The following is a 26,266-nucleotide window of genomic DNA, read 5'->3' as shown; positions in this document are numbered from 1 at the left end:
ATCTCCTATAACCGGTTCTAATCTACAAACAATCTTCTTGACGGAAACCGGTTTCAAGATTCTTTTTAGGCTTCCGATATGGATCAATTCTATTTCAATTTTTACTTTTTCGGTTCATTATTAGCCTGTCTTTTTTCCATTTACGTTACCTTCTTCTTCTTAAGTATCAAGGACAGAAGTAAGGCCGCGTTCCATTTGGGTCTTTCCACTTTGGCGATGACCCTTTTTCATTTCGCTTATATTATCGCGTTCATTTCTTTCGATCAATGGACCATCATACATCGTTGGCTGGCAATTCCTTCTCCTATGATGGGATTTACGCAATGTTTCATATTCTTCTTTTATTTTCCGAATCCTCGTAACGTTAAGTTCGGTTTAACCGTTTATTCTATTTTATATGCAGGGCTTGCGATCGTAACTGCTACATTTATCGCAGTGACATTACAATCGGATCATCGTTTTAATATAGGAAGTAATTATTGGGATTTCGAATCCCATAAGTTCTATAAAATTTTTTCCATTATAATTTTGATATATAACTTTTCCTTTTTAGCTTCCGCCACTTGGAGGGCAGTCGTGGAAAAAGGAAAAGAAAGAAGATGGATCATTTATATTGCGATCGCGTATTCTACGATCACCATCATTCCGGGTATCCTGAATGTGATGAGCAGGGATGGGTCCATTTCTAGGAAAGTTTTCCAGCATACTACGGACATCGCGCTCGTAGTCGGTCTCTTTTTGGTCCTGATCATTTATGCAAATGCCACCAAAGAAAGGACCACCATCTTAAGTAAGATCGTAGCCGTGACTATGGCTACTTTTCTTTTGGCGTTTCAGTTGGTTGGTTATGCGATATTAAACGGTTACGATACGGCTTTTGATTCCTTGAAAGGACAAGCTTCCGAACTTGCAGCCGTCCAAGGAAAAAAGCCGGAAGGATTTGCCTATCTTCTCTCCTTCGATCCCGAATCCAAAGAATTCATCATGGAAAAGGGGGAGAAGGACTCTCGATTCGATTCGGAAGATCGATTGGAGATCAAGTTTTTCAATCTGACTCGGAAACTTACCGATCTAGGGACATTGAGTGCAAAGGATAGATGGGAGAGATCCAAGGTAATCCTTTCCGATTCTCCGAAGGAATTTTACGCCTATTCCGAAGGGATAAAGGATTTTTACGGATCAAAGGGAGATGCAAAAGTATCAGATGCGGAGCTGGTCGATTTTTTTAGGTTTCTGAATCGAAAATTGAATATTGTTAAAAATAAATTTTCCAATCTTCCTTCTAAAACGGATCAGGCCGCCGTATCCAAACTTCTAAATTCGGAAGAGATCGGTTTAAAGTCGGTCCTAGAGCAGGTCCGTAAAAAAGTGGAGAAGGATATTTCTTCCGGAAAATCCGAGTTGGAGGTCAGAACTTCGTTTATTCTTCCGTTAACTTCTTTAAGAGAAGTAGGTGAAAGAATGTATAGAGGAGCCAAATTTAATAAGGCCAACGAAAAAACTCCTGAATTCTATTTGGCCTATTTGGTAATCCACCCTCAAAACGGGAAAATTTACGAAGTCGGATTCACTTATAAATCCTTCCGAGAATATCTACATTCACCTTCCTTAATATTAGTGATCTGTCTTTTGGCCATGGTTGTCACTATCAGTTTCGGATTCAGATTTTTCTTTCAAAACGCGATCGTAAAGCCGATGGAAGAGGTTGTGGTAGGATTGACCGAGGTGAATTCGGGAAATTTGGAATATAGATTGGTTCCGAGAGTGGAGGATGAGATCGGATTTATCGCTCGTTCTTTCAACAGAATGGCAAGGTCCATTCAGGCCGCTAGAAAAAGATTGGAACAATATGCTAACGAATTGGAGGAAAAAGTAAAGGATAGAACCAAAGAATTGGAACAGACCTTAAACGAGGTGCAGGAATTAAAACAACAACAGGATGCGGATTATTTCTTAACTTCTCTTCTGATCAAACCGTTAGGTTCGAATAAGGCAAATCAGGAAAACGTAAAGGTGGAATTTCTTTTGAAACAAAAGAAAAGGTTCACTTTTAGGAAACATGAGGATGAGATCGGCGGGGACCTGAATATTTCCAATCATATAGATTTGCAAGGGAGATCTTACACCGTTTTTCTGAACGGGGATGCGATGGGTAAATCCATGCAAGGTGCAGGCGGTGCTTTGGTTCTGGGATCCGTTTTTGAATCGATCATAGAACGAACTAGAGTAGTGGACACGATCAAAAAACAATCTCCGGAACGATGGTTAAAAAACGCATTTATAGAATTGCACAAAGTATTCGAGAGTTTTGACGGTTCAATGCTTGTTTCTTCCGTGATGGGATTAGTAGATGATGAACTTGGAATATTGTATTACATTAATGCGGAACACCCTTGGACAGTGTTGTATAGGGACGGGATCGCAAGTTTTATTGAGAACGAGTTCATGTTCCGCAAATTGGGGACTACGGGCATAGAAGGCACTATTTTTATCAAAACTTTCCAATTGGAACCCGGAGATTCTATCTTTGTTGGGTCCGACGGTCGGGACGATATTATCGTAGGTACTGATTCGGATGGGGACAGGATCATAAACGATGACGAAAAGTTATTCTTAGACTCCGTTGAAAAAGGAAGAGGGGATCTTCAGGAAATATATAATGTTATTATAAATAATGGGAAATTGAGCGACGACCTATCCCTCATCCGATTGTCATTTATAGGGAACGGAAAACAACAGATCCCTCAGGATGAAAAGAGGCAGAGGATCAAGGAGCTGCTTAGGAATGCAAAGGAAACCTTCTTGAATAAGGATACTCAAGAAGCGCTTAGTTATTTGGAAGAGGCGGAATCTTTGGATAGCAGGGTTCCCGAGGTGAAAAAGAATTTTATTAAATTATTCCTGAAACTGAAGGATTACCAGAAAGCTGCCAGATACGCCGAGGATTATTTTAAGATGAATCCGATCGACAGCGAGATCCTATACGTGGCTTCTTTTGCGGCAAGGAAGGCCGGTCAGATCAGAAAGGCCTTGGATTTTAGCGAACGTCTACGTTTAAGGGAGCCTTCCCATATTAAAAATCTGACAAATCTTGCCGAGATCTACATAGCTGTCAAAAATTTCGACAGAGCGGAATCTATCTTGAAAGACGCATTACGTTTGGATCCGCGCAACGAATCCATTTTAAAGGTGGAAGCACTTCTTAAAAAGTATTCCGGCCGATTGGAGAACGGGAGTGGACAGCCGAAGGAATCTAAATAAGAGGACCTTCGGCAAATAAATTTATTATTTCTTAATATGATATCCGGTTTTGAACATCCAAGCGATAACGCAAAGACAAGAAATCAGGAAGAATAATATCATTGTTAAGCTGATTTCCAGGCTAACATCGCCGATTTCGTAAAAGCTCCATCTGAATCCGCTGACTAAATATAGGATAGGATTGAATAGAGTAACCGTTTGCCAAAAAGGAGGAAGCATATTTGCGGAATAGAAACTTCCTCCCAAAAATACCAAAGGTGTGATGACAAGCATCGGGATCACTTGTAGTTTTTCGAAATTATCCGCCCATATCCCTATGATAAAACCGAATAAACTGAATGAAACGCAAGTCAGTATCAGGAAGAACACCATCAGAAACGGATGAGCGATCTTGATTTCCACAAATAAAGAAGCGGTCGCAAGCATGATGGACCCTAATATCAGAGACTTAGTGGCGGCAGCACCTACAAAACCTATGACAGCTTCCATACTGGAAACCGGCGCTGAGAGAATTTCGTAAATGGTCCCGGTAAATTTAGGAAAATAGATACCGAATGACGCATTTGAAATACTTTCCGTCAATAATGAAAGCATAATGAGTCCCGGAACAATAAAAGAACCGTAGGGTACTCCGTTTACTTCTTGTATCCTTGATCCGATTGCGGAACCGAAAACGATAAAATACAAAGAAGTAGAAAGAACCGGTGACGCAATACTTTGCATCAACGTCCTTCTTGTCCTTGCCATTTCGAAAAAATAGATGGCTTTGATTGCATTCAAATTCATTTGGATTCCTTCACTAATTGTACGAAAATTTCTTCCAAACTGCTTTGGGTGGTATTCAAATCCCTGAATTCAATTCCGGATTTTTTCAATTGTTCCAAGAAACTTGCGATCCCGGTTTGTTTTTCCTGGCCGTCGTAGGTATACAATAATTGTTTTCCGTCGTTCTTTAATTCCAGTTCGTAACCGTTAAAGTTGTTCGGTAAACTTTGGAGAGGAGAAACAAGATCCAATAAGATCTGTTTTTTCCCGAGTTTATGCATGAGTTCTGTTTTCTTTTCTACCAGGACTAACTCTCCCTTATTCATGATCCCGACCCTGTCAGCGATCTCTTCCGCCTCTTCGATATAGTGTGTCGTGAGAATTATAGTGACACCTTTGTCTCTTAAGGCTCTTACTACATTCCACATGTCCTTTCTGAGTTCTACATCCACTCCTGCGGTGGGTTCATCTAAAAATAAGACTGTCGGTTCATGTGATAATGCCTTTGCGATAAGCACCCTTCTCTTCATTCCTCCGGATAAGGTCATAATCATCTGGTCCCTCTTTTCCAAAAGAGAAAGAGACGTTAGGAGTTCTTCGATATATTCTTTGTTAGGCGATTTTCCAAATAGTCCCCTGCTGAAATTTACGGTAGTCAAAACGGATTCAAATGCATGGACGGTGAGTTCTTGGGGAACAAGACCGATCATGGATCTTGTTTGCCTATAATTTTTGATAATATCGTAACCGCCTACGGAAACAGAACCGGAACTAGGAGTAACGATCCCGCAAATTACGGAAATCAAAGTGGTTTTTCCGGCACCGTTGGGACCTAAAAGGGCGATGATCTCTCCTTTTTCAATATCCAAGTTTATGTTTTTTAAGGCTTGGAATCCATTCGAATAGGATTTGGAGAGATTTTGTATCGAAACAATGGGGGAGTTGGACTTCATACGATTCCTTCAAACCGTTCAATAAATTATAAGAGCCTATCCTAAAGGTTCAGGCTCTTGAAGCCCGAGGTCGAATACTGATCGATAACCTAAGTTTTTGAACGGGCTATGAGATTATCCAAAATATTAAACGGGAATGGATTGGCCCACACCAATTTTAGAAGAGAGAAAGGTTTTGTGATTTAGTGGAAAAGGGTCGGTTCCCGTAAATCGGAAACCGAATGTTGGAATTCTTACAAATGGAGAGAACCGTATCAATTTCGATCTTGTTTTGCTCGGAGATAAATATAGTAAGCCGCTCCCACTGCCACACCGGGAACCACACCTAGTAAAAGTGCGATCCATCCATTTTTGATCCCTTTTGTTTTTGCTTCGTATACGATCCAGACCGCTAATACTAGCCAGGTAAAAATGATATCCAGTGCATAAGCGCTGGAGAAAGGATTCACAAATCCTCCTAAAAACGCGCCGATAATATCGAAGTTTTGCGATAAAGGTGGAAGCACTAAATACAAAAAGCCCGCGGTAAATAGGGAGCCTAATAGGATCAGCAGAATTCTAAATGTGGAAAGATTCATTTTCGTTCTCTTGGTTGAAAGTTATTAGCAAAGGATTAGGATTTTTGTAAGGAGCGCGAGAGAAATTTAAAGACGGAAACTTTTTTGTTCTAGAAAAGAATAAAAAACAGGATTGGCAAAAAGTGGATTGGATCCAAAAAGGAAACCAGTCCGAATGCCCGATTTACAAGAATTAAAAAAGAAGTTCGGTGTCTCCGAATTCAGATCCTCTCAAGAAAAAATTATCAGAGACGTTTTAGAAGGCAAAAACTGTTTAGTGATCATGCCGACAGGGATGGGCAAATCCTTATGTTACCAATTGCCTGCTCTGGCCTTGGAAGAATTGACTGTAGTAATTTCTCCATTGATCGCTCTCATGCAGGACCAAGTGGATAAATTAAAATCTTTGGGGATAGACGCGGAATTTGTGAATTCATCAATTTCAAAGGAGGAACGTACACTTCGTTATGAAAATATAAAGAAGGGAAAATACAAAATTCTTTATGTTTCTCCTGAAAGATTTCGCAAATCCTCATTTTTGGAAATTTTCAAAACCAGAAAAGTCTCTTTGTTGGTGGTGGATGAAGCGCATTGTATCAGTCAATGGGGACATGATTTTAGACCTGATTATACAAAAATCTCCGAATTCAGAAAGATATTAAAATATCCTACGATCATCGCGTTGACTGCCACGGCGACTAAGGATATACAAAAGGATATGATCCGACAGATCGGATTATCCGAATCCGAGATTGAAATTTATAATGAAGGGATCTCTAGACCGAATCTTTATTTAGAAGTAAGGACTTTTGTGGATTCTTCTTCCAAATCGAAGGGACTCATCTCTTATCTAAAAAATCTAAAAGGAAATACGATCGTATATTTTAATCTGATCAAAAATATAGAAAGTTTTTCGGAAGCTTTAGATATGGAAAAGATCCGTTATAAAGTATATCATGGCATGCTTCCTGCCGATAAAAGAAAAAAAATACAAAACGATTTTCTACATTCGAAAGATACGTTACTTTTAGCTACGAATGCGTTCGGAATGGGAGTGGATAAGGCGAATATTCGGACAATTATCCACGCAGAGTTACCTTCTTCTTTGGAATCCTATTATCAGGAAATAGGAAGAGCGGGGAGGGACGGTAATTTATCGGATTGTCTTCTGTTTTATAACCAGGATGATCTGTCCGTTCTTATGGATTTTATCGAATGGCAGAACCCGGACAAAAATTTTATCAGCCGAGTTTATCAGGTTTTAAGATCGGTGGGAGAAAAATTATCCTCCCTGGGTTACGAAGAATTGCAATCAATGGTGGTACATAAAAACAGAGGGGATCATCGTCTGCAAACGGTGCTTAGTCTTTTCGAAAGACATGGAGTTACTTCCGGAGAATTAGAAAGGGGATCGCTGGTGTTACGTGGAGAATTACCGGAAGTTTTGACGGATCCGAAAATATTGGAGGAGCGAAAGAAAGCGAGTTTAAACCGTCTGTATCAAATGCTCATGTATTTGAAATCGGAGAAATGTAGAAGGGAATTTTTATACGGATATTTCGGTGCAACTTTTCATTCTTGCGGAAATTGTGATATTTGTTCTTAAACTCTTGGGATACAGAACGTAAATTTGCATCCTTTTTTCTCTTCCGATTCGACTGAAATTCTCCCGTTATACGCTTTTATAATACTATAGACCAAAGGTAAACCTAGGCCGGTCCCGGATTCGTTTTTGGTTCCTAAACGAGTGGATTTGATCTCCGTGGAGAACAGATTCGGGATCATATCTTTCGGTATTCCGATCCCCGTATCTTCTACGAAAAATTCCGGATCATTCTTCTCGTTGGAAAATCCTATACTGATCGTATCATTTTCTTTGCAGAACTTTATGGAATTGGAAACTAGATTGATGAATATTTCCGAAAATAAGGTCCTATCTACGTTTAACTTAACGTCATCCGGGATTTTGTTAATGATCCGGATCTTTTTTGCTTCCGCTTGAGGAAGAAGTTTTGCCAATACTCCTTCTACCTCCGGATACACATAAATTAGGTTATTGTCCAAAGGAAAAGAACCTGATTTTAGTCTATTTAGATCCAAAAGTGTCGAGATCATTTCTAATGATTGGGACGAAGTATTCTCCGCTCTTGAGATCCATTCCAATAAGGACTTGTCATCCAATTGTTTGTAATCGTTCCGGATCAATTGTAATATTCCGATGACTGTCGTGATAGGGGACCTTAAGTCATGGGTTACTAAAGATAAAAAAGTGTCCTTGAGTGAATTCGCTTCTTCTGCAACGTGTTTCGCTTCCGCTAATTGTTTGGTTCTTTCCGTGACCTTTTGTTCCAGCGATTTTTGGAGTTCTTCCAGTCTTACAAAAGCGTTCGAGAATCTAACCGAAAGCATTATGGTTTGGGAGAATAGGAATGCGAGAAGTCCCCAGCTTGCCAGATATTCCGCATTTATTAGCAGGCTTTGGTTTAAAATATCGTTTAATGTTGTTAAAAATAAGATTAATGAGCCAACGGTAAATAAGATTGAGCCTTCCCTTCTTCTCACGATACAAATGGTGATCATTACGAAAAAGTAAAGTATGCTTACACCCACGAAACCTTGGAATATTCGAATATAGTCCATATACTCCGTGGACGGAAGTGCAAGGACTAGGACGAAGAATATGGAACTGACACCTATGGATATATTGTTGAAGTAGCGATGGAATTGTTCGTCAGGAAAGACTGCTTTTAGAAAGACGGAAAATAAGGGAAGTGCCAAGACAAAAGTTAGGATATCCAGTTTATGGATATACACCCAAAAAGAATCCGTTGTGACCTCGTATATGAATACCGATCCGGTAAAAAATCCTCTGATACTCAGATCTATGCAGAATAATCCGAACCAAAGCGCTGATTTGTCGACTCTTCTCATCAGGAATAGGATCAAATGATATAATCCCATAAAGAATGTGGCGCCAAAAACCACCCAGCCGAGAGCGACCTGCCTTTTTTTCTCTTCGAATACGGCTAAGGTATTTCCTAACTTAATGGGCTTACGAAGTCCACCGGTAATATGATAAAAATTTGATATTTGTAAGGTAAGTTTTAATTCTTTGGACCCTTCGTCTATTAGAACGATAGGATGTTTATACGAAGGGATCATTTCCGTTCTGGAACTTCCGATCCTTCCATTCTCGATCAATAATTTTCCGTTCAGAAATAGTTTAAATGCGGTGGAGACGTCTCCTATTTGAAAAGCCAAGTCTTTTACCGGTCTGTCCAATAGGACGGTGAGTTTATAAGTCCCGAGTCCTTCTCCCTCATGTCTTTTGCCGTTCTTTATAAACGAGTTCCAGGCGCCGGGAACGGGGATAAATCCGTCTTTTATGAAAGTTTCCGGAGTTAGGATCCCGTCGGCAAATTCCCAATGTCCGTTTAAGGCAACGGTTGAGAAACGATCTCTATCCCAATCTCTCAGATCTAAAATTCCTTCCTTTGCTTGTGGAGAGTAGATCTCGGCTTCTTGAGAGCATCCCATAAATGCCAAGAGGAATAGCAAATGAAAGATAGATGGCCTCATTCCGATATCTGGTCTCCAGTTTATTCTTCGCTAGAAACCTGTATAGAAAATTGTATAAGATTATTTTTAAAAAAAAACGAAAAACCGTAAGGTGGATCCATTTAACGCCGAGTTACCTGATATAAATCATTTCATGATTAGGTTGAAGTATTGTGGAAAGATCCGATTTATAATTTTTATCAAAGTTTTCACGATTGAAAAACGTAAAAACCAAAACAATGGATATATGCTCTTCCCAAAATCATAAAAGGTCGGTGAAGATTTATTCGTTTACTTGCAAAGTAAAAATATGCTCTGGAATCAATATTCTGCGGAATCAACCTTCAAGATAGCGATCCTAGAAATTCTAAGAAAGTACAACCTGAAACATTAATTCGATGCAAAGGACAGGAAGAAGGAACAATACTTGCAGTTAGACTCCGTCCTAATTTCAGCAAGACCGATCTTCGGATTTTCTAGTATACTTCCCAAACTTTTTCTTGGAGAATTGGATTTTGGAGAAGATATGAATCTATTTATCACTGGCGCGTCCGGCTTCGTAGGCGGCGCAATTGCCCGCCATCTAAAGGAAAAACATAAGATAAAAGTATTGTCCAGATCTCCAAAGACGGACTCTAGTTTGTCTGAACAGGGGTTTGAAATTGTAGGCGGAAGTTTGGAATCTATTACTCCTCAAAATTTGGCAGGAACCGATATCGTAATCCATTGTGCTGCTTTCGTAGGTCCTTGGGGAACATACCAAGATTTTTGGAAAGGAAATGTGGAAGGAACTACTCGATTGTTAGAGGCTTCTCAAAAAGCAGGGGTCAAACGGTTTATTCATATGGGAACGGAAGCGGCTTTATTTTATGGGCAGGATATGATTCAGATAGACGAGACTTATCCTTATCCTAAAAAAACTCCTTACTATTATAGCCGTACTAAAGCGGAAGCGGAAAAAAGAGTAGTCTCTGCTAATCGTCCCGGGTTCGAAACGATTGTTTTAAGACCTAGGCTTGTTTGGGGACCAGGAGATACATCCGTTCTCCCCGTTTTGAAAAAGATGGTGGCGGAAGGAAAGTTTATGTGGCTGGATCAGGGAAGAGCCAAAACTTCCGTGACCTGCATCCCGAATTTGGTGCACGCAACCGAACTTGCGTTAACCAAGGGAATACCGGGCCAAATCTATTTTATCACAGACGACGAAGTCAAAACCGTAAAAACTTTTTTGACCGAGATGATGCAAACCCAAGGGATTACACTTCCTAAGGCTTCCATACCTTCTTTTATAGCAGGGTTTTTAGCGATGATAGTTGAGGGGATCTGGAGAATTTTAGGAATTCGTAAAGAACCTCCGATGATGAGGTTTCCTGTGGATATTATGGGAAAAGAATGTACCATCCGCATAGACAAGGCCAAGCGAGAATTAGGATACAAACCTGTAGTCAGTGTGGCACAAGGTTTAGATTTGATGAAAGGTTAAGCGCCTTGCATTAGGCTTCGATATTAGAAGTGTATTTCCGGTTCGCCACAATCACCTCTTGGCGGACCTTCAGAAAATTTTTAAGAAAGATAAAACCTGGCAAACTGGGAAATAAATAAGAAATAAATTAGTTCCTTATTAATATATTGGAACGGCTTGGAATACGTCGCTTTACTTGAATTCTACTGTAAGAATGTTTAGTCTTTTATTATAAAACATACTTTAAATAAAACGAATGTTTTAACTTGCTAATGTATTTTGACATTTGCTCTCAAGTTGGAAGATAAAAAATTCTTAGAAACATCGTTTTTTCTGCCTTAGGGTCTTGACCTATTTTAATTCTAGAACTATTCTAAGCGAAAATTTTATCGGCCATTTCGAATGAAAGTTCTTATGTTTTCACAAACCCGTTCCAAATTTTTAGGATATATATTTATTATATTCATATTTTATTGTACAGGTTGTGATTCTCAGAAGAAAAAAGAGATAGATCTTACCGAACTGACTTATGTTCCGAGCGGGATTTTAGGACTCCCGGATTTACCTGTCCCTAAAAATAATCCTCAATCCGCCGATAAAGTTTCGTTAGGCGCCAAATTATACTCAGACAAACGATTTAGCTTGGATGGAACAGTCTCTTGCGCCACCTGTCATAATCCGGAACAGGCGTTTGTAGACAAATTGAAGGTCTCTAAGGGGATTAAAAATTTTACCGGAACGAGAAATGCTCCTACCGTATTGAACGCTGCCTATTACAAAACACAGTTTTGGGACGGAAGAAGGAAAGATCTGGAGGGACAATCCAAAGATCCTCTTTTAAATCCCGTAGAGCACGGCTTATCCAGTCATGATGATCTAATAAAGATCGTAAAAGCGGATCCGGATTATTCTGCAAGGTTCAAGACAGTATTTGGGGTCGATTCGGATTCGATCCATATAGATCATGTAGCCTTAGCAATCGCTTCTTTCGAAAGGACGATCATTTCGGGAAATTCTCCATTCGATCGTTATAGGTTCGGAAAAGAAGAGAAGGCTCTTTCCGAGTCCGCGATCCGGGGTTTAGCTTTGTATATGGGAAAGGCACGATGCCAAGACTGTCATACGATAGGCGAAACGAACGCAATTTTTACGGATGATAAATTCCATAACCTGGGAGTGGGTTTTAAAAGGATCCAACCTAAGCTGGAAGAGATCCTTCAAAAAAAAGCGGAATCCAAGACCGGTCCGACTTCCGACGAAGAAATACTTACGAATCTAGAATCTTCCGAGCTAGGTAGATTTGCCGTTACGGGAATTAATGAGGATCTGGGAGCGTTTAAAACTCCCGGTCTACGAAATATCGCATTAACTTCTCCTTATATGCATGACGGAAGTCTAGCGAGCTTAGAACAGGTCATTGATCTGTATGATAGAGGCGGAGAAACAAATCCGTTTTTAAGCAGCGGTATTCGTCCGTTGGGGCTGACCGGTCAAGAGAAAGCGGATCTGGTGTCTTTTTTAAAATCCTTAACAAGTCCGGTTTTGCCTAAAATGCCGAAATAAACGGACCTTATACGTTTTCACGAGGAGGGAGTTATGGAAGAAGGAAAGCTAAGTAGGAAAGATTTTTTACGCAGAACGGGTGGTCTACTCGCTGCGAGTATCGTACCGATGAGTTTGGTGGAGATTGCTTGCGGGGGAAGAGGGAAAGGTACTCATGAAAAATTTACTTTCGCTTTTATATCGGATCCTCACCTAACGCATATTAAAGGAACGAATTTTGTTCGGAATTTCGATAGCGGTCTGAATAAGGCGATCGAAACGGTCAACCTGATGTTCCCTAGGCCCGACTTTGTCGTATTTGGAGGAGATCTGGCGCAGTTAGGAAAAAGAGAAGAATTGGATCACGGTATGGAACTTCTTTCCAAACTTAAGGTTCCTGTTAAATACGTGATCGGAGAGCATGATTATTATTTAGATTTGGGAAATTATTGGCAGGATAAGATCAGCAAACTCAATTATTCTTTCGATCATAAAGGGGTTCATTTTGTGGTTTTGAATAGTATTTTAACCTATGATACATGGATCAAACGTTGGAAGACTCCGGAAGAAAGAATGAACGAGATGGCCCGTTTGGATAATCCGAACGGTTCTCCGTTTATGGTGGGTGACGACCAGATTACCTGGTTGAAAAAGGATCTGGAAAACGTAAAAAGTGGAACTCCGTTAGTGGTTCTTTCTCATTCCCCTTTATATAAAATTTATAAACCTTGGAATTTCTGGACGGACGATGCGGAAACGATTCAATCTATTTTGAGTAGATTTGATAATGTAACCGTTTTTCACGGGCATGTTCACCAAGTTTTATACAACCAAATCAAAAATATTAGTTTTTATGCATTGATGTCTACTGCTTGGCCATGGCCTTATCCGGAGAGTTATACTCAGTCACCGAATTATATCCCAAAGATGACTGTTTTTATGAACCGTCAAGATCCATTTCATGAAAGAGACGGAACGGGTTGGGCGTTCGTGAACATGGATAATGCAAGAGAGGAAATGCATTATAAACTTTGGGAAAACAAGGATCGGATCGTAAAATACGACGATTCTGCAGGTCATCCGGTGGATTCTGAATACCAAAAACCGGAATCTAGAATCCTTCCTCAGACTCACTATTAGGAGAATCTTATGGACCATCCGCATATTTTTAGAGATCGATCTAAATCCAAAATTTTAGTCGGGATCAGTGTTTCCATATTCTTTTTGATTTTCGGGACGGTATCCTTAGTCTTCGGAGACGATTGGGATAAATCGAACGAAGATAAATGGAATGCAGCTTTTATGGAAACGGTTGCACAGGGAGAAAAACTTTTTCATGGGCCTCAATTGGGAGGAAATACGGTCCAATGTGCCATGTGTCATCCGAATGCGACGAATACTCATCCGGAAACTTATCCTAAGTTTCAAAAACAGATCGGAAAGGTTTCCACATTGAGGGAAATGATCAACTGGTGTATCCAAAACCCTTTGCAAGGAAAACCTTTGGCGTATGACGATCCTAAGATGATCGCTCTGGAAGCATATATTATGTATGAAAGAAGGAACTCGGTCTTGTCTCCGGGAAAACATTAGGGGAAATGAATATGATCCGATCTAGTTTGTTTTTAGGGATCCTTTTGATTTTGTCCCTCTCCTTGGTTTTTTGCGGATCCGAGATCAGCGATTCCAGATGTAAATCGGATCTGGAAAAAGGACTCTCTTTGTTTGGGACTGTGGAAGATATTCAGGCGGATAAACCTGTCTCAGTAAAAGAATCCATCTCTTCGGGAAGTAAGGATCTTCTCTACATCCCCTTCTCCGCAAAAGTAAGACTAAAGGAAGATGTTCGCAATTATGTTCATCATGCCCAAGAAGGAAGGTATCACAGGGAATATGTGGGTTGGGTAATGCAAAATTCCGTAAACAAATCCGGAACGGAGAAATTATTACATTTTTCGCTGCTTGCTAACCTTTCTTCCTCTCGGTGGTATGATGCGAAAAGTGGGCAAATCATTCCCTTAAAAGGAGTTCTAAGATATAAAAAAGAAGGAAGTGAATGGGTTTCCCTGGGTGCATTTGATAATTAACATTTTTGAATATGCAATGGTCGAGATCTTCTCGGTTTTCAGCAATCCGAGAAGATCCCGCTTTCATTACCACAGCACTTGATCCGCAGGGACCCTTGCGGATTCTTTTTATATGAGAATGCTCATTAGAATGTGTACAATCCAACAAGTGATCGTTCTAACGGAGCAATTGGAACTTCTCTAAGGTAAGGATTCTGCGTATTCTTTCAATTTGGATAAGAACCGATCTGCTTCCGGATAGGACAAATGTAGAGCATCGCTGTCTTCGTAGACATCTTTATGATCGATAAACCAAAGATATTGAGAAGGAGGAAAATATTTCTGAACAGTCTCTCTGGTCCTTGTTTCCTTTGCGGAGACCAGGATTTCGGGATGCATGGGCATTTCGAAAAAAATGGGCCGGACACCTTTGGATTCTAATTCTTTTAAGACGGAAGATAGATACGTCATTCTATCATCCAATTTTTTCTGATCTACCGCGGCTCCATACCAACGTTTTACTTCTTGTAGATGTTCTTCTTTTAGTCGATTGGAAATTTCAAGAGCTTGTTTTTCCGCTTCGGGATTTTGTTTTGCTTCGGCGGCAAAAAGGCGATCCGTAAATTGGAGCACAAATCCGACTGCATAGTTTAAGGGTTGTTTTTCCGATCTGAGGACCGGGAAATTCCGTCTGGTAAAAACGAAAAAGGGATCGGTATTCTCTAAGGAGAATTTTTCGTTCTCTTTTACGGAAAGTTGATTTACTTCAATCAAAACGAATTTGGGAGAAGTATCCGAATATTTTAATATAGATAATCCTGTTAATGCACCTTCTCCCACTAGAGAAAGATTAAACCAGCCAGTGCCGGGTTTTGGTAACATTCTATCCGACATGGAAGATCCAACGATCACAAATTTGGAATCTTTTCCTTCCGTTAAAAAACTTTCCACCCGGACCCGATTATGCTGCCACCAACTCTGCTTGGGTATTTTATAGGGTGAAAAAAAATGCACAAAACCGGAATACAACCCTAAGAAAATCAGAAAAATAGTAATGAGTCGGATAAAAAATTTCATAGTTAAAACTGAAAATAGATAAATGCCGCAGATGGTCCTTTGTTTAAAACGATCAGAAAGAGTAGGAATGCATAACCTATTATCGAAACTTTTTCGATCGTTTCTTCCGAATACTTCTCTTTATAGTCCGTCCTAGAAGTTAGGTTATCGATATGTATCCGGTTCTGGGCTTCCAGAGCCGACCGGCTCTTAAACCATCCGTATAGATGATATAAAAACACCGGAATGGAAAAGAATATTAAGAATGTGCAAAGTTCCCAGTCTGTTCCCAAACTTAAATTCGTTCCTAATAATTTTAAATATTTCACCGCTGTTCCAAAATCAGGCAACCGGAATAGTAGCCACAAAAGAGAAACGCTTAAGAATACGAATCCGGCCTTTATAAAGGAGAAAAAACGATTCTCGGGTAGTTTGAAGGGAAAATTCTGTTCTAAAAATCTTTCGATCAATAACAAGAGCCCGTGACCGATTCCCCAAACCATATATCTCCATTCAGCTCCGTGCCAAAGTCCGCCCAATGCCATGACCAAAAATAGATTTATATAGGTCCTTACATTTCCTTTTCTATTTCCTCCCAAGGGAATATACAAATAATCCCTAAGCCAAGTAGAAAGAGAAATATGCCATCTTCTCCAAAATTCCGAAAAGGTGGAGGATATATAAGGAAAATTGAAATTTGTAGGAAGTTTATAACCGAATAGGAATGCGGTTCCGATCGCGATCAATGAATATCCCGCAAAGTCCGCAAAGATCTGAGCGGAATAACCGAAAATCAATAGTATTAAAGTAAGAGTAGAATGATGGGAATTATAAGGAAAATCGATAACGAAAGTAAGATCGTTCAGGTTGTCCGCGATCACCGTTTTTAAAAAATAACCTAGGATCAATATTTTTGCAGCCTGGATCCATGGAATATCTTTGAAGTATTTTGTTTTGATCTGCGGAAAAAATTCCTTTGCCTTAACGATAGGCCCTGCTACCAACTGGGGAAAAAAATTGATATAGAGAGAAGATTGCAGGATCAGTTTAGGGTAGGGAACCTTCTCTTTGAAAATTTCCGGACCTATCCTATAAAAATCCACCACCATGCTGATCCCATGGAAGGTATAAAAGGAAATACCGATCGGAAGCGGGATTAGAAAGATCCAATGTAGATCCGAGGTCCCCGAATTTCCCAAGAAAGTTTTGGCGAATAGCCCGCTATATTTAAAGAAAAATAATACGGTTAGGTTCAGGACTACACCTAATGCTAAAACCCCTTTTTTGGATCTAAATTCCGGGGACTGGATCAGATATACGATACTCGCATTCCAAAAGATAGAGAATAAAAGTAAGATGAGTAACCAAGGATCCGTGTATGCGTAAAAGTAAAAACTCGCGGCGACTACTGTCAGAAGTTGAAATCTTTTTAAGAAGGGGATATAATAAATAGTAAAGGTAATGAGTAGGAATAAAAAAAATCCAAAACTATTAAAATTCATAGGAAAGAAAATCTGACTGGTTCAAATTCTTTCCTGGAATCCTTAGGTCAAGAACCTATTATACTTCTCTGGCTCCCTTTACCAAAAACATTTCGATCTCTCCCTTGTTCTTGGCTTTTATCAATCCTCTGGACTCGCAGATAAAATCCTCTCTCACAAAATGGAACGTATCCAAGGAGATATTCACTTCTCCCGCTACTCCGGAACTTTCCATACGACTTGCGGTATTGACCGTGTCTCCCCAAATATCGTAGGCGAATTTTTCGGTCCCAATGACGCCGGCGACCACACTTCCCGTATGGATCCCTAAACGTAATTCCCAGGTAGGAAGGCCTAATCTCATTCTTTCTTCCTTTTGCTTTTTCATAAATTGTTGGAATTCCAAACCGCAGAACACGGCATCTCTTGGATGAGTACGATTCGGAGTAGGAAGTCCACCCACCGCCATGTAAGCATCTCCGATGGTTTTGATCTTCTCCAAGCCGTATTTTTTGGCGATCCTATCGAATTCCGCAAAGAAGAAGTGTAGTTCTTTCACAAGTTCTTCGGGACTCATTTTTTCGGCAATTTGCGTGAAACCCGCCATATCCGTGAATAATACCGTAACACTATCATAACGTTTTGGTTGGACACGATCGTTCATTTTTAATTCGTCCGCTATCGATTCGGGAAGAATATTCCGAAGCAGGTTGTCCGATTTTTTTCTCTCTATATTCAGGTTCCTGCTGAGTATAAAGATCAGTATACCGGTCAGGATTTGAACGAAAATATAGTTTCCTCCGAGATCCATATATTCGGAGTCTCTATCTTTCTGCGGAACGATAAAATTCGGATAAAAGTATTCGAATATATATAGAAATCCCGTAACAAATGCGTAAAATCCATAAATAAGAAATATATTATGGTTTTTTAAAAGAATAGTGGCGATCACCAATGCAGGAATAAAATAATAATGGTTTCCTCCGTTAGATCCCCCATGTAAAAACCAAAGAGAGGATAAATATACTAGTATTGTCAAATTTAGAGGCCAGAACAGAACGTAATAAATATTCCTAAATCTGGAAAAATAGTACATAATAAGGAGGATAGAACCGGATATTAAATTTAGAAGAATGACCCGATGTGAATATTCTGTTTTCTCTTCGAAGAAGGAGCCTAATATATTCAAACTTCCGTTTACAAGGGAAATTGCATTGAACAATCTATGCTCTAAGGAATTCTTCTTTGGGTCCCCAAAGATCAAATAAATAAGCTGGATTAATTTTTGTTTCATAAGATTGTCCGGAACTTGAGAAGTCTGAATATTCGGAGCAGGGCTAAAACTTTCATAAATCGGAAAAAATTGCAAGTCTCAACTGGAGAGATCGGACACAATCCTGTCTCCGAAATAAAAATTGTACAAAACTTTTAGTATAGAAAATAGACCCGCACCTTTCGCTTTTGATTGTCTGGAAATCTCAAATAGTATCTTCCATTGGGAGATTAGTATGGAATATCGTTCTTTGATGGAAAATCTGGGATCGTATAAGTTGGTGGATTCCGAAGTGACCCCGTTCAGTTCCACTACCTTCAGATCTTTTCCTTCCAAAAAATCTTTGAGAGACGAAAATCGGATATCGTATCTTCCAAAATAAAAACCCGTAAAAGAGGAAGAGATCTCGTGGATCTTGTTCTCCAATTCAGGAGTGATCCATTCAGATCCGTCCAAAAATAAAGTTCCTTGGCAATGATTTCCTGCTTCCGTAAGAAGTATATTTTCTCCTAGTCCAGGGATTCGTTCCCAAACTTCTGAAAATCTTTTTCGGAATTTTTCCTTTTGTATTTTAAATCTGGGATGGGTTTCCACTAATTTGGAAAGAGATGAGGTCCCGTCTCCGATCAACTTTGGAAATACTTTTCTGGTGATCGAGAATATATTACCTTTGGTTTCGTTCGGATATCTATAATAAAAAACTCCAACCTCGAAAGGACCAGGGTGATATTCTTGGATAAGTAGATCCACATTCGATTCTAACAAACAATCTTCCAAATGTTTTTGACTTAAGATCTTTCGGACACCTTGTCCTCTTTGCCCGGAATCCGGCTTGAGTATGATGGGAAATCCTAATCCAAAAGTATTCATTTTTTCTAAAATAGAATTTACGTCTTTGGAACCTTTCGGAACTAGGAAAAATTTTAATACGTGCTGAGGATCCAAATTTTTTAAGATCTGATATTTCGATTCTCCTACGAGACCTCCTAACGGAATGCCTGGATTGACGGCTGCAATTGACCCGAATCCTAAGGAAGAAAATGAACCGGATCGAATAGATCGAATGGATTCAAAAACGATATACGGGATCAAAGGTAGATACAACTTCCAAGTGGGCCAAAATTCCATCGGATCGGATTGTTCGAGTAAATCTTGCTCGGTTTGTATCTCTAACATTTAGATGACCGGATCCCAAGCGAGAATAGAAAGATTCGCTTTGTATTGTAGTGTGGAGATCGCAAAACCGAAACTTTCCGGAATATCGTCGAACCCGAGATCGTGCTCAAGCGCAACTCTTACGATCGCTTCATGGTGGATCGTATGCTCTTGTACATAAAGTAATTCTCTATCCCAGGAAGATTTTACCACATTTTCCGAACCGGAAGAAGAATGGACTAAATAAGAAACTTCAACTTCTCCCTCCCAATCTTTTAGCTTGAATTCTCTTACTAATTCTTGAAATCGATAAGCGGCTGCTTCGGGGGAATTTTCGTAGATAGGATTTCTTTCTCTTTGGTCGTAGGTAACAAACCTTATATCAAATCCGTTTAATAAAGCTTCCGCAAATTCTAAACAATGTCGGACCTGTTTACCTATACTCGCCCCGGACAGTAAATGTAAAGGGCGAGCATAATTTCTTTCCGGGAGCCTAAGGAGTAATTCTGCGAATCTTAAAAAGATGATCTCGAGAGAATCTATTAAATCTGATTTCGTCTGCCTCATTGAGGGAAACTTCGAATAGTAACGATTTAAGTTACAGTATAGAATAAAAAAACGCCCACAGAATGCGGGCGTTTTTGCTCGGGAAACATATACATTCGGATCAGCCGAATTTACCTGAAATATAATCTTCCGTTTCCTTTTTAGAAGGATCATGGAACATCTTTTTGGTAGTATCGAATTCCACCAAACGGCCCATATAGAAAAAACCGGTATAATCGCTTACCCTAGCTGCTTGTTGCATATTATGAGTAACAATCACTATCGTATAAGAGTCCTTGAACTCGGAGATAAACTCTTCCACTTTTTTAGTGGAGATCGGATCCAATGCGGAGCAAGGCTCATCCATTAAGATCACCTCCGGATTCATTGCGATCGCTCTTGCGATACATAATCTTTGTTGTTGTCCTCCGGATAGCCCAAGTGCGCTATCATTCAACCTGTCCTTGACCTCTTTCCAAAGTGCGGACTTTCTCAGACTTTCCTCGACTATATGGTCCATTTCGTCCTTGGAGACTCTGCCGTTCAGTTTCAGACCGTAAGCGATATTTTCATAAATAGATTTAGGAAAAGGGAAGGACTTTTGGAAAACCATTCCGACCCTTTTTCTAAGTTCCACAACGTTCATTAGGGGATCATAAATGTTGATACCGTCAATTTCCAATTTACCGTTTACTTTGGAACCGTCGATCACGTCGTTCATACGATTGATCGATCTTAAAAAAGTGGATTTTCCGCAACCGGAAGGTCCTATGAACGCAGTGACCTTCTTCGCATGAATTTCCAAAGAGATATCATGTAATGCCTGGTTTTCACCGTAGAAAAAGTTGAAATGGCGGGATTTTATTTTTACTTTTGTATCTTTCATCTGAGATTAACTCCTCGCATCTCCAATAAAAACGTTATACATGGGTCTTGCCCCTGGATTTTCTGATTCTGTATCTTAAGAATGTTGCGAAAAAACTCATCCCGAAGGTAAGAGTTAATAATACGACCGTTGTTGCATATTGTTTCGGCATCGCAGCATCCACGTCCGGCGATTGGGTCGCCAATACGAACAAATGGTAGCCTAATTGCATAAATTGATCGGAAAGGTGAGAAGGTAATTCCGGCAAGGAATACACAACTCCTACGAATAGGATTGGAGCCACTTCTCCAGCTCCTCGTCCGATCGCAAGGATTGCTCCCGTTAAAATCCCGGTCAAAGAATTCGGTAAGATCAATTTCCAGATAGTCTGCCACTTAGTTGCGCCTAACGCGAGACTGGACTCTCTCATTTCTCTCGGAATACTTCTCATAGTTTCTTCCACGGAAATAATAACTACGGGTAAGGTGAGAATTGCTAGTGTAGCTGCAGCCCAGATTAGAGCCGGTTTGCCCCAAACAGGAGTGGTATTGTTCGCAACATAATCCATTCCTTTTCCGATAAACTGGATGAAAAAACCGACACCGAACAGACCGAATACGATGGAAGGAACTCCCGCCAAGGTATTGATGGCAAACCTGACCGTCATAGCGAACCTGGAATCTCTTGCAGTGTATTCGGAAAGAAAGATGCCGGTAGCTGTTCCTATCGGAATACTACATAGGACCATTATAAAAACTAGATATACTGTTCCATAGATAGCCGGAAAGATCCCGCCTTCTAAGTTATTATTCCTAGGAGCTTCGGTCAGGAATTCCCAACTGACTCCTGAAAATCCCTTATAGAATATATTCCCGAGCATGAGTAGGACAGCTGATAGAATCAGTCCCGTAGCAAGCATGGGAGCTCCGAGAGCTAATATGGAATATATTTTATCTCGGATGACTCTTTTTCTTTTGAGTCTGACTTTTTTCCATTTCAAAGAAGTTTACCAAATTTTGTTCTTAGGAGCCTTGGAACTTTCTCATAAGCCGCTTTTTGACGTACAGCTCAGTGATGGCGTTCAAGGAAAAAGTGAATAGGAACAGAAGTACTCCCAGGAAGAACAGTATATTATAATGTTCCGATCCCCAGATAACTTCTCCCATCTCCGCACCGATCGTGGCGGCAAAAGTCCTGCTCGGATCAAATATGCCGAAACTCATCATTGGAGCGTTGCCAGTAGCCATAAGGGCGATCATCGTCTCTCCGAATGCTCTTCCGACGCCCAAAAGTACAGCGGCGAAAACTCCAGGCAATGCAGCAGGAAGCATCACTCTATAAGCGGTCTGCCATTCCGTAGCTCCTAATGCCAAGGAGGCCTGTCTATACGATTGAGGCACTGTGCTTAATGCGTCTTCTGCCACCGTAAAAATGATCGGAGTAACCGCTATCGCAAGGCCTATTCCTCCGGTGAGAGCGTTTAATCTGAAATCTATATCGAAGGTTGCTTTTACCACGGTGGCTACGTCCATTAAGCAGAAAAATCCGATCACTACGGAAGGGAAGTTAGCAAGCATTTCGATGGCAGGTTTAACGATCTCTCTTACTTTTCTAGGTACGAAAAACGTAATATTCAATGCAGCTAGAATAGCCAAAGGTGCTCCGAGTAAGATCGCTATGATCGTAGTTTTTGCAGTCCCTACGATCAAAGGTAAAATACCGAATTTAGGAACGGAAGAAACAGGCTGCCAAACCTTGCTGAAAAGATTTTCGAAAAGGGAAAGTTTTTCGGGCTCAGGAGAGGGGACAGCTACCGTTTTATTCAACTCCAATGTATCTCCGTCCGGATTGTATTCCGTAGGAGTATCCGAACTGGAATCAGGGTTATATTCCGTAGGGGCCTCGGAGCTTTGTGTAGTAGAGCTGACTTGCGGAGAATCCGAGAAGAATAAGGAAGAAGCTTCTCTAAAGACGAAGAAAAATATGAGAAGAATAATAAGGATGGAGGTTGCGGCGGTTCCTTTTACCAAGGTTTCCGCGAAAACGTCTATTTTTCTTCTGCTCGGATGTAAAAGATATCTCAGCAGAGGATCGAGTTTGCTCATTGAATATTCCGATTTCTGGATTTAAGATCGGCTCCCGTTTCCGGGAGACGATCTCACAATATTACTTTTTCTTAAGAGGGAAGTAACCTACGTCCTTCACTACTTTTTGTCCGTCTTTTCCGATCACCCAATCGATAAACTTTTTGGTTTGGTCTTTTGGTGTTTCTCTTAGATAAAAATAAAGATATCTGGAGATAGGATACTTGTTGGTCAAAATATTCGCTTCGGTCGGAAGTTCCGCTTTAGAATTTGCATCCGCAGAGACCGCTAGATCTTTGACTCCGGAAGCGTAAGCCGCACCGCCGTAACCGATGCCCCATTTATCTTTGGAGATCGCGTTCACTAGTGCCGCAGTTCCTACCATATGTTGTGCAGAGGGATCAAAGTCTTGTTTTTCCAAAACATGCTCTTTGAAATACTCATAAGTCCCGGAGTTGTTCTCACGGCTATAGAGTACGATTTTGTGATCTTCTCCGCCAACTTCTTTCCAATTGGTGATCTTTCCCGTGAAAATTTTACGGATCTCTTCTACGGAAAGTTTCGCAAGTGGATTCTTTTTGTTTACATAAAGAGAAATACCGTCGATTGCAACCTTGATTTCCACGCCGTTGGATTTATATTTTTCCTTTAACTGTTGGATTTCTTGAGGTTTGAGAGGACGAGAAGCGGAACAAATATCCGTGGTCCCGTTGATCAGAGCCGCAATCCCGGTTCCGGAACCTCCTCCGGTTACTTGGAATTGAACGGATTTGTCAGGGAAGGTTTCGGTCCATTTTTGGACCAGGATAACCATTGTGTCGGATCCTTTAATTGTGATTGTCTTTTTCTCTTCCCCGGATACGGAAAATGAAGAAAGAACGAATACTAATAAGACAATAAGTCTTAAACCTATCTTTTTCATCTATTTGATATTTCTCCTGAAATATTTTTGGATCGTAAACGAGAACCGTTACGAAAGGATTTCTCAAATATTACAATCCTGATACACTCTGTTCTATTGCATAGATTTGGCATTCTAACGCATTCTACGAAAGTAAGTCCCTGCCTGCAAGAAAGTACAGGGACTTTTTAGGATTAGTTGTTAGGAAATCCTACCGCCGCTTTGATCTTATTACCACAATCTCCCCCGGCTTGCCCCAGGTTTGGATCACAGGTATAATACCTAAAATTCACAGGACTCGCATTTGTAGGGATCCCTGAGCCCAAGAAGCCTAAACTACCGCAAGTAGAAGTGGAAAGAGCGGATTTTCTAAGTTCCGTATCCAGAGAATGTCCGAACATTACGTAAAGATAATAATTTGTGGGAGAGATTGTGGAATTGGAAGTTCCTAATACGGTAAAATGATCGTAACATTCTCCGGTATAGTCCGTGAAATTTCCCGCGACCTCCACTACTACTATGGATTGGTTCCCATCGTCGGGAGTTCCAACTAAGGCTCCTAATAAAGCCGAATCATCCTTTGTCTCTGAAGAGCAAGAAATCGCCAATAATCCCAAAAGTGGAAGTATGAATTTAAGTTTAGATTTCATAAAATTTACCTTCTCCTCTTCTTAATCTAACCTGGTGTTCAAGTGGTCCGGTGAAACTGTTCCGGTCCAGAAAGTTGCCTGAAGTTGGAAATAGACGGTTTGGTTATTTATAACCGCAGGTTCACGAGTTACCGGATCCACTCCTAATTTTAAAATAGGGATCTGGTAGAACAATTGGGCCTTGAACAAGTGTTTGTCCCCGAACAGGTTCAAACCGACCCAATAGTATTTTTTCATATCCGTTTCTTCTATCTTACCGTTACGATTGAAATCTCCTTTTAGGAAATCATATCTGAAAACGGGCATAATATAATACTTATCGAATATTTGAATATTATAACCGACGGTCGCTTGCCATCCGGAAAGATTGTTTGAAGCCGCTCCCGTATAAGTAGTATAGGCTCCGCTCAAATAGATGCCGTTCCAAGACATGGTTCCGTCGTAGGTATAGCCTCTTAGGTCCAGATTTTTTTGGCAGTAACTGGTTTGGTAGCTGGCAACAGTGCAATCGTAAGTGCTATTGTCCGCAGTCGTTTGAGTCGTAAAAAGATACTGAGTTGGAGCTCCTCTTGGGATTGCTCCGTCCACTGCAAGAGTGGACGCAGGACCGGAACTAAAGCTTGCGTTCTTAGTCTGCATGGCGGCGGCACCCAGGGAAATTTTCAGATCTTTTTGGAAGATCTCTTCCCCTTCCTGCCAACCGACATTACTTCCGTTTTCCTTAACAAGACCTCCGAGAACATTCCATTGGACTCTGGCAAAATATAGAGGAGAATTTAAGATAGGCTGGTGTGGTCTTCCTGCAACCGTTAGATCCTGGCGTCTACCTGTTCCATAGTCACCCCCTGCACCGTGTCCGTTACCTGCCATTAGATCGATGGTCAGATATTTTTCGTATTTCCCTTCGAAAAAATCTTTCAAAGGGGAAAGTCTTAGATTCACACCCATATCGAACTGGGGATAAGCGTTAGTCATATAAGAACGTTCTAATGCGATGAAGTTTGCGGAAGACATCAGATATTCTCTGTGGAATTGAGTAGGTAATTGACCGAAACTCAACCGTGCTCCTAATATCGGAATATTCACAAAAAGGAATGCTTCTTGGATATAACCTCTCCCTTCTTTCAAGGAAACATTGGTTACTTCTCCTGTAGAGTTCCTGGATTGAGTGATATAAGGGGCGTTCAGCATATTTTCTCCCCTGAGGTTGATCATCATTCCCCACCAAGACCCGCCTTGGTATTGGATCCCTAAACGAAGACGTCTGAAATGCCAATCTACTGAATTGAAATCCTCGCTTCCGTTATTATAGTTGGACCCTGTTTGTGCCGAAATACCCCTGAATTGCATTCTTCCAGTGACGGTAAGTCTTTCCTTTTGGATTTCTTCCGGTCTGTTTGTTAAATGATTCGGATATGGGTTGAATTTAGGATCGTTCTTGTTGATTGCCTTATCCATTTTGCTCTTAAAACGACCGGGACCTGGTTTGGTGAATAATTGTCCGTCTTGGTCTTCATAGAGAGTGAATTCATCCGGCTTCGGTTTTTCCACTTTAGGAGGTTCGCTTGCTTGCGCAAGTTCCGTTCCTGGAGAGCTTCCCTGGGAGAAGATCGCCTGGGAATAGATTACAAGTCCTAGAATAAGAAAATGGGGTTTTTTCCCCCCTAAGTTCTTTCTTTTTTTAGATTTCTGCTTCATTCAGAGTTACCTTTCGATTCGCTTCTAGGTTTTTTGCTCGAGCGAATTCTTTTTTACGTTTAGGTAACAGAATGACCTCTTTATGTTACAAAATGATTACATAAAGGCAAGGATTTTGTTACAAGCCGTGTTTTTGGAGGTTTTATGCAATTTAGGTATCATTTAAGTTACAGAAATAATACCGGATTATCTAATCGTATGATAAGTCCTTCGGTTCCAAATCGAAACTTTTCTTCGTATCGATGAAGGTCGGATAGAAGGAAGAGCATTCTTGCCGTAAGCAAAAGGATCGGAAAACGAAACTTGAAGTCGTTCATTTAAAAGTCGGAATATATAAATTCACTCATTCTTTTTGGGAAAATAAATGGAGTGTAAAGGGAAAAGGGATCTTCT

Annotated in this window: 22 protein-coding genes; 7 read left to right on the top strand and 15 right to left on the bottom strand. The window is 40.4% G+C overall.

What is annotated here, in order from left to right:
- The first annotated feature begins 78 nt into the window (after positions 1-78).
- Positions 79-3,261: a SpoIIE family protein phosphatase gene (locus tag AB3N61_RS12020; protein ID WP_367897689.1), complete on the top strand. Its 3,183-nt coding sequence runs from the start codon at positions 79-81 to the stop codon at positions 3,259-3,261.
- 24 nt (positions 3,262-3,285) lie between these two features.
- On the opposite strand, the gene AB3N61_RS12015 is transcribed toward AB3N61_RS12020, so the two are convergent.
- From AB3N61_RS12015 to AB3N61_RS12005, 3 genes are all read right to left on the bottom strand, one after another.
- Entirely contained in the window at positions 3,286-4,047 is a 762-nt protein-coding gene (locus AB3N61_RS12015; RefSeq protein WP_020771029.1) for an ABC transporter permease, read from the bottom strand.
- Entirely contained in the window at positions 4,044-4,979 is a 936-nt protein-coding gene (locus AB3N61_RS12010) for an ABC transporter ATP-binding protein (RefSeq protein ID WP_020771055.1), read from the bottom strand. Before AB3N61_RS12010 ends, AB3N61_RS12015 begins: the two co-directional genes overlap by 4 nt.
- A 254-nt stretch (positions 4,980-5,233) precedes the next feature.
- Positions 5,234-5,557, bottom strand: coding sequence for a DUF2834 domain-containing protein (locus AB3N61_RS12005; RefSeq protein ID WP_020771046.1), 324 nt, complete (start codon positions 5,555-5,557; stop codon positions 5,234-5,236).
- Between the two features lie 154 nt (positions 5,558-5,711).
- Between AB3N61_RS12005 and AB3N61_RS12000 the strand changes: the two genes are divergently transcribed.
- Positions 5,712-7,142 carry a RecQ family ATP-dependent DNA helicase gene (locus tag AB3N61_RS12000; protein WP_020771057.1) on the top strand — a complete coding sequence of 477 codons (1,431 nt, stop codon included), beginning with the start codon at positions 5,712-5,714 and terminating at the stop codon, positions 7,140-7,142.
- Here the strand turns inward: AB3N61_RS12000 and AB3N61_RS11995 are convergent.
- Positions 7,139-9,115: an ATP-binding protein gene (locus AB3N61_RS11995; RefSeq protein WP_367897688.1), complete on the bottom strand. Its 1,977-nt coding sequence runs from the start codon at positions 9,113-9,115 to the stop codon at positions 7,139-7,141. The two genes, AB3N61_RS12000 and AB3N61_RS11995, sit on opposite strands and share 4 nt — an antisense overlap.
- Before the next feature lie 505 nt (positions 9,116-9,620).
- On the opposite strand from AB3N61_RS11995, the gene AB3N61_RS11990 reads away from it, so the two are divergent.
- The 5 genes from AB3N61_RS11990 to AB3N61_RS11970 all read left to right on the top strand — a co-directional run bounded on the left by AB3N61_RS11990 (position 9,621) and on the right by AB3N61_RS11970 (position 14,185).
- Complete coding sequence (locus tag AB3N61_RS11990; RefSeq protein ID WP_367899095.1) at positions 9,621-10,577, top strand: NAD-dependent epimerase/dehydratase family protein; 957 nt, start codon at positions 9,621-9,623, stop codon at positions 10,575-10,577.
- 393 nt (positions 10,578-10,970) lie between these two features.
- Positions 10,971-12,119 carry a cytochrome-c peroxidase gene (locus AB3N61_RS11985; RefSeq protein WP_367897687.1) on the top strand — a complete coding sequence of 383 codons (1,149 nt, stop codon included), beginning with the start codon at positions 10,971-10,973 and terminating at the stop codon, positions 12,117-12,119.
- Positions 12,120-12,152: 33 nt separating this feature from the next.
- Entirely contained in the window at positions 12,153-13,238 is a 1,086-nt protein-coding gene (locus tag AB3N61_RS11980; RefSeq protein ID WP_367897686.1) for a metallophosphoesterase family protein, read from the top strand.
- A 9-nt stretch (positions 13,239-13,247) separates the two neighbouring features.
- Positions 13,248-13,691, top strand: a complete 444-nt coding sequence (locus tag AB3N61_RS11975; RefSeq protein ID WP_367897685.1) for a c-type cytochrome — start codon at positions 13,248-13,250, stop codon at positions 13,689-13,691.
- A gap of 11 nt (positions 13,692-13,702) precedes the next feature.
- Positions 13,703-14,185 (top strand): hypothetical protein, encoded by a 483-nt coding sequence (locus tag AB3N61_RS11970; protein ID WP_367897684.1) that lies wholly within the window; start codon positions 13,703-13,705, stop codon positions 14,183-14,185.
- A 180-nt stretch (positions 14,186-14,365) separates the two neighbouring features.
- On the opposite strand, the gene AB3N61_RS11965 is transcribed toward AB3N61_RS11970, so the two are convergent.
- The 11 genes from AB3N61_RS11965 to AB3N61_RS11915 form a co-directional block, all read right to left on the bottom strand.
- Positions 14,366-15,115 (bottom strand): hypothetical protein, encoded by a 750-nt coding sequence (locus tag AB3N61_RS11965; protein WP_367897683.1) that lies wholly within the window; start codon positions 15,113-15,115, stop codon positions 14,366-14,368.
- A 128-nt stretch (positions 15,116-15,243) separates the two neighbouring features.
- Positions 15,244-16,722 (bottom strand): MBOAT family O-acyltransferase, encoded by a 1,479-nt coding sequence (locus AB3N61_RS11960; protein ID WP_367897682.1) that lies wholly within the window; start codon positions 16,720-16,722, stop codon positions 15,244-15,246.
- A 58-nt stretch (positions 16,723-16,780) separates the two neighbouring features.
- Entirely contained in the window at positions 16,781-17,995 is a 1,215-nt protein-coding gene (locus AB3N61_RS11955) for an adenylate/guanylate cyclase domain-containing protein (protein WP_036090647.1), read from the bottom strand.
- A gap of 78 nt (positions 17,996-18,073) precedes the next feature.
- Complete coding sequence (locus tag AB3N61_RS11950; RefSeq protein WP_367897681.1) at positions 18,074-19,150, bottom strand: carboxylate--amine ligase; 1,077 nt, start codon at positions 19,148-19,150, stop codon at positions 18,074-18,076.
- Entirely contained in the window at positions 19,151-19,696 is a 546-nt protein-coding gene (locus AB3N61_RS11945) for a hypothetical protein (protein WP_367897680.1), read from the bottom strand. It abuts the gene before it with no gap.
- 100 nt (positions 19,697-19,796) lie between these two features.
- Entirely contained in the window at positions 19,797-20,561 is a 765-nt protein-coding gene (pstB, locus tag AB3N61_RS11940) for a phosphate ABC transporter ATP-binding protein PstB (protein ID WP_020771022.1), read from the bottom strand.
- Between the two features lie 34 nt (positions 20,562-20,595).
- Complete coding sequence (gene pstA / locus AB3N61_RS11935) at positions 20,596-21,540, bottom strand: phosphate ABC transporter permease PstA (RefSeq protein ID WP_020771041.1); 945 nt, start codon at positions 21,538-21,540, stop codon at positions 20,596-20,598.
- A 22-nt stretch (positions 21,541-21,562) separates the two neighbouring features.
- Complete coding sequence (gene pstC, locus AB3N61_RS11930; RefSeq protein ID WP_367897679.1) at positions 21,563-22,645, bottom strand: phosphate ABC transporter permease subunit PstC; 1,083 nt, start codon at positions 22,643-22,645, stop codon at positions 21,563-21,565.
- 61 nt (positions 22,646-22,706) lie between these two features.
- Positions 22,707-23,546, bottom strand: coding sequence for a phosphate ABC transporter substrate-binding protein (locus AB3N61_RS11925; protein WP_036090626.1), 840 nt, complete (start codon positions 23,544-23,546; stop codon positions 22,707-22,709).
- Positions 23,547-23,719: 173 nt separating this feature from the next.
- Positions 23,720-24,175: an LA_3150 family lipoprotein gene (locus AB3N61_RS11920; RefSeq protein WP_367897678.1), complete on the bottom strand. Its 456-nt coding sequence runs from the start codon at positions 24,173-24,175 to the stop codon at positions 23,720-23,722.
- Positions 24,176-24,196: 21 nt separating this feature from the next.
- Entirely contained in the window at positions 24,197-25,873 is a 1,677-nt protein-coding gene (locus tag AB3N61_RS11915; protein WP_367897677.1) for a hypothetical protein, read from the bottom strand.
- Positions 25,874-26,266: the final 393 nt, after the last annotated feature.

It is taken from the genome of Leptospira sp. WS58.C1 (genome assembly GCF_040833995.1).
GTDB lineage: Bacteria > Spirochaetota > Leptospiria > Leptospirales > Leptospiraceae > Leptospira_B > Leptospira_B cinconiae.
This window is presented reverse-complemented; position numbering and strand designations above follow the sequence as displayed.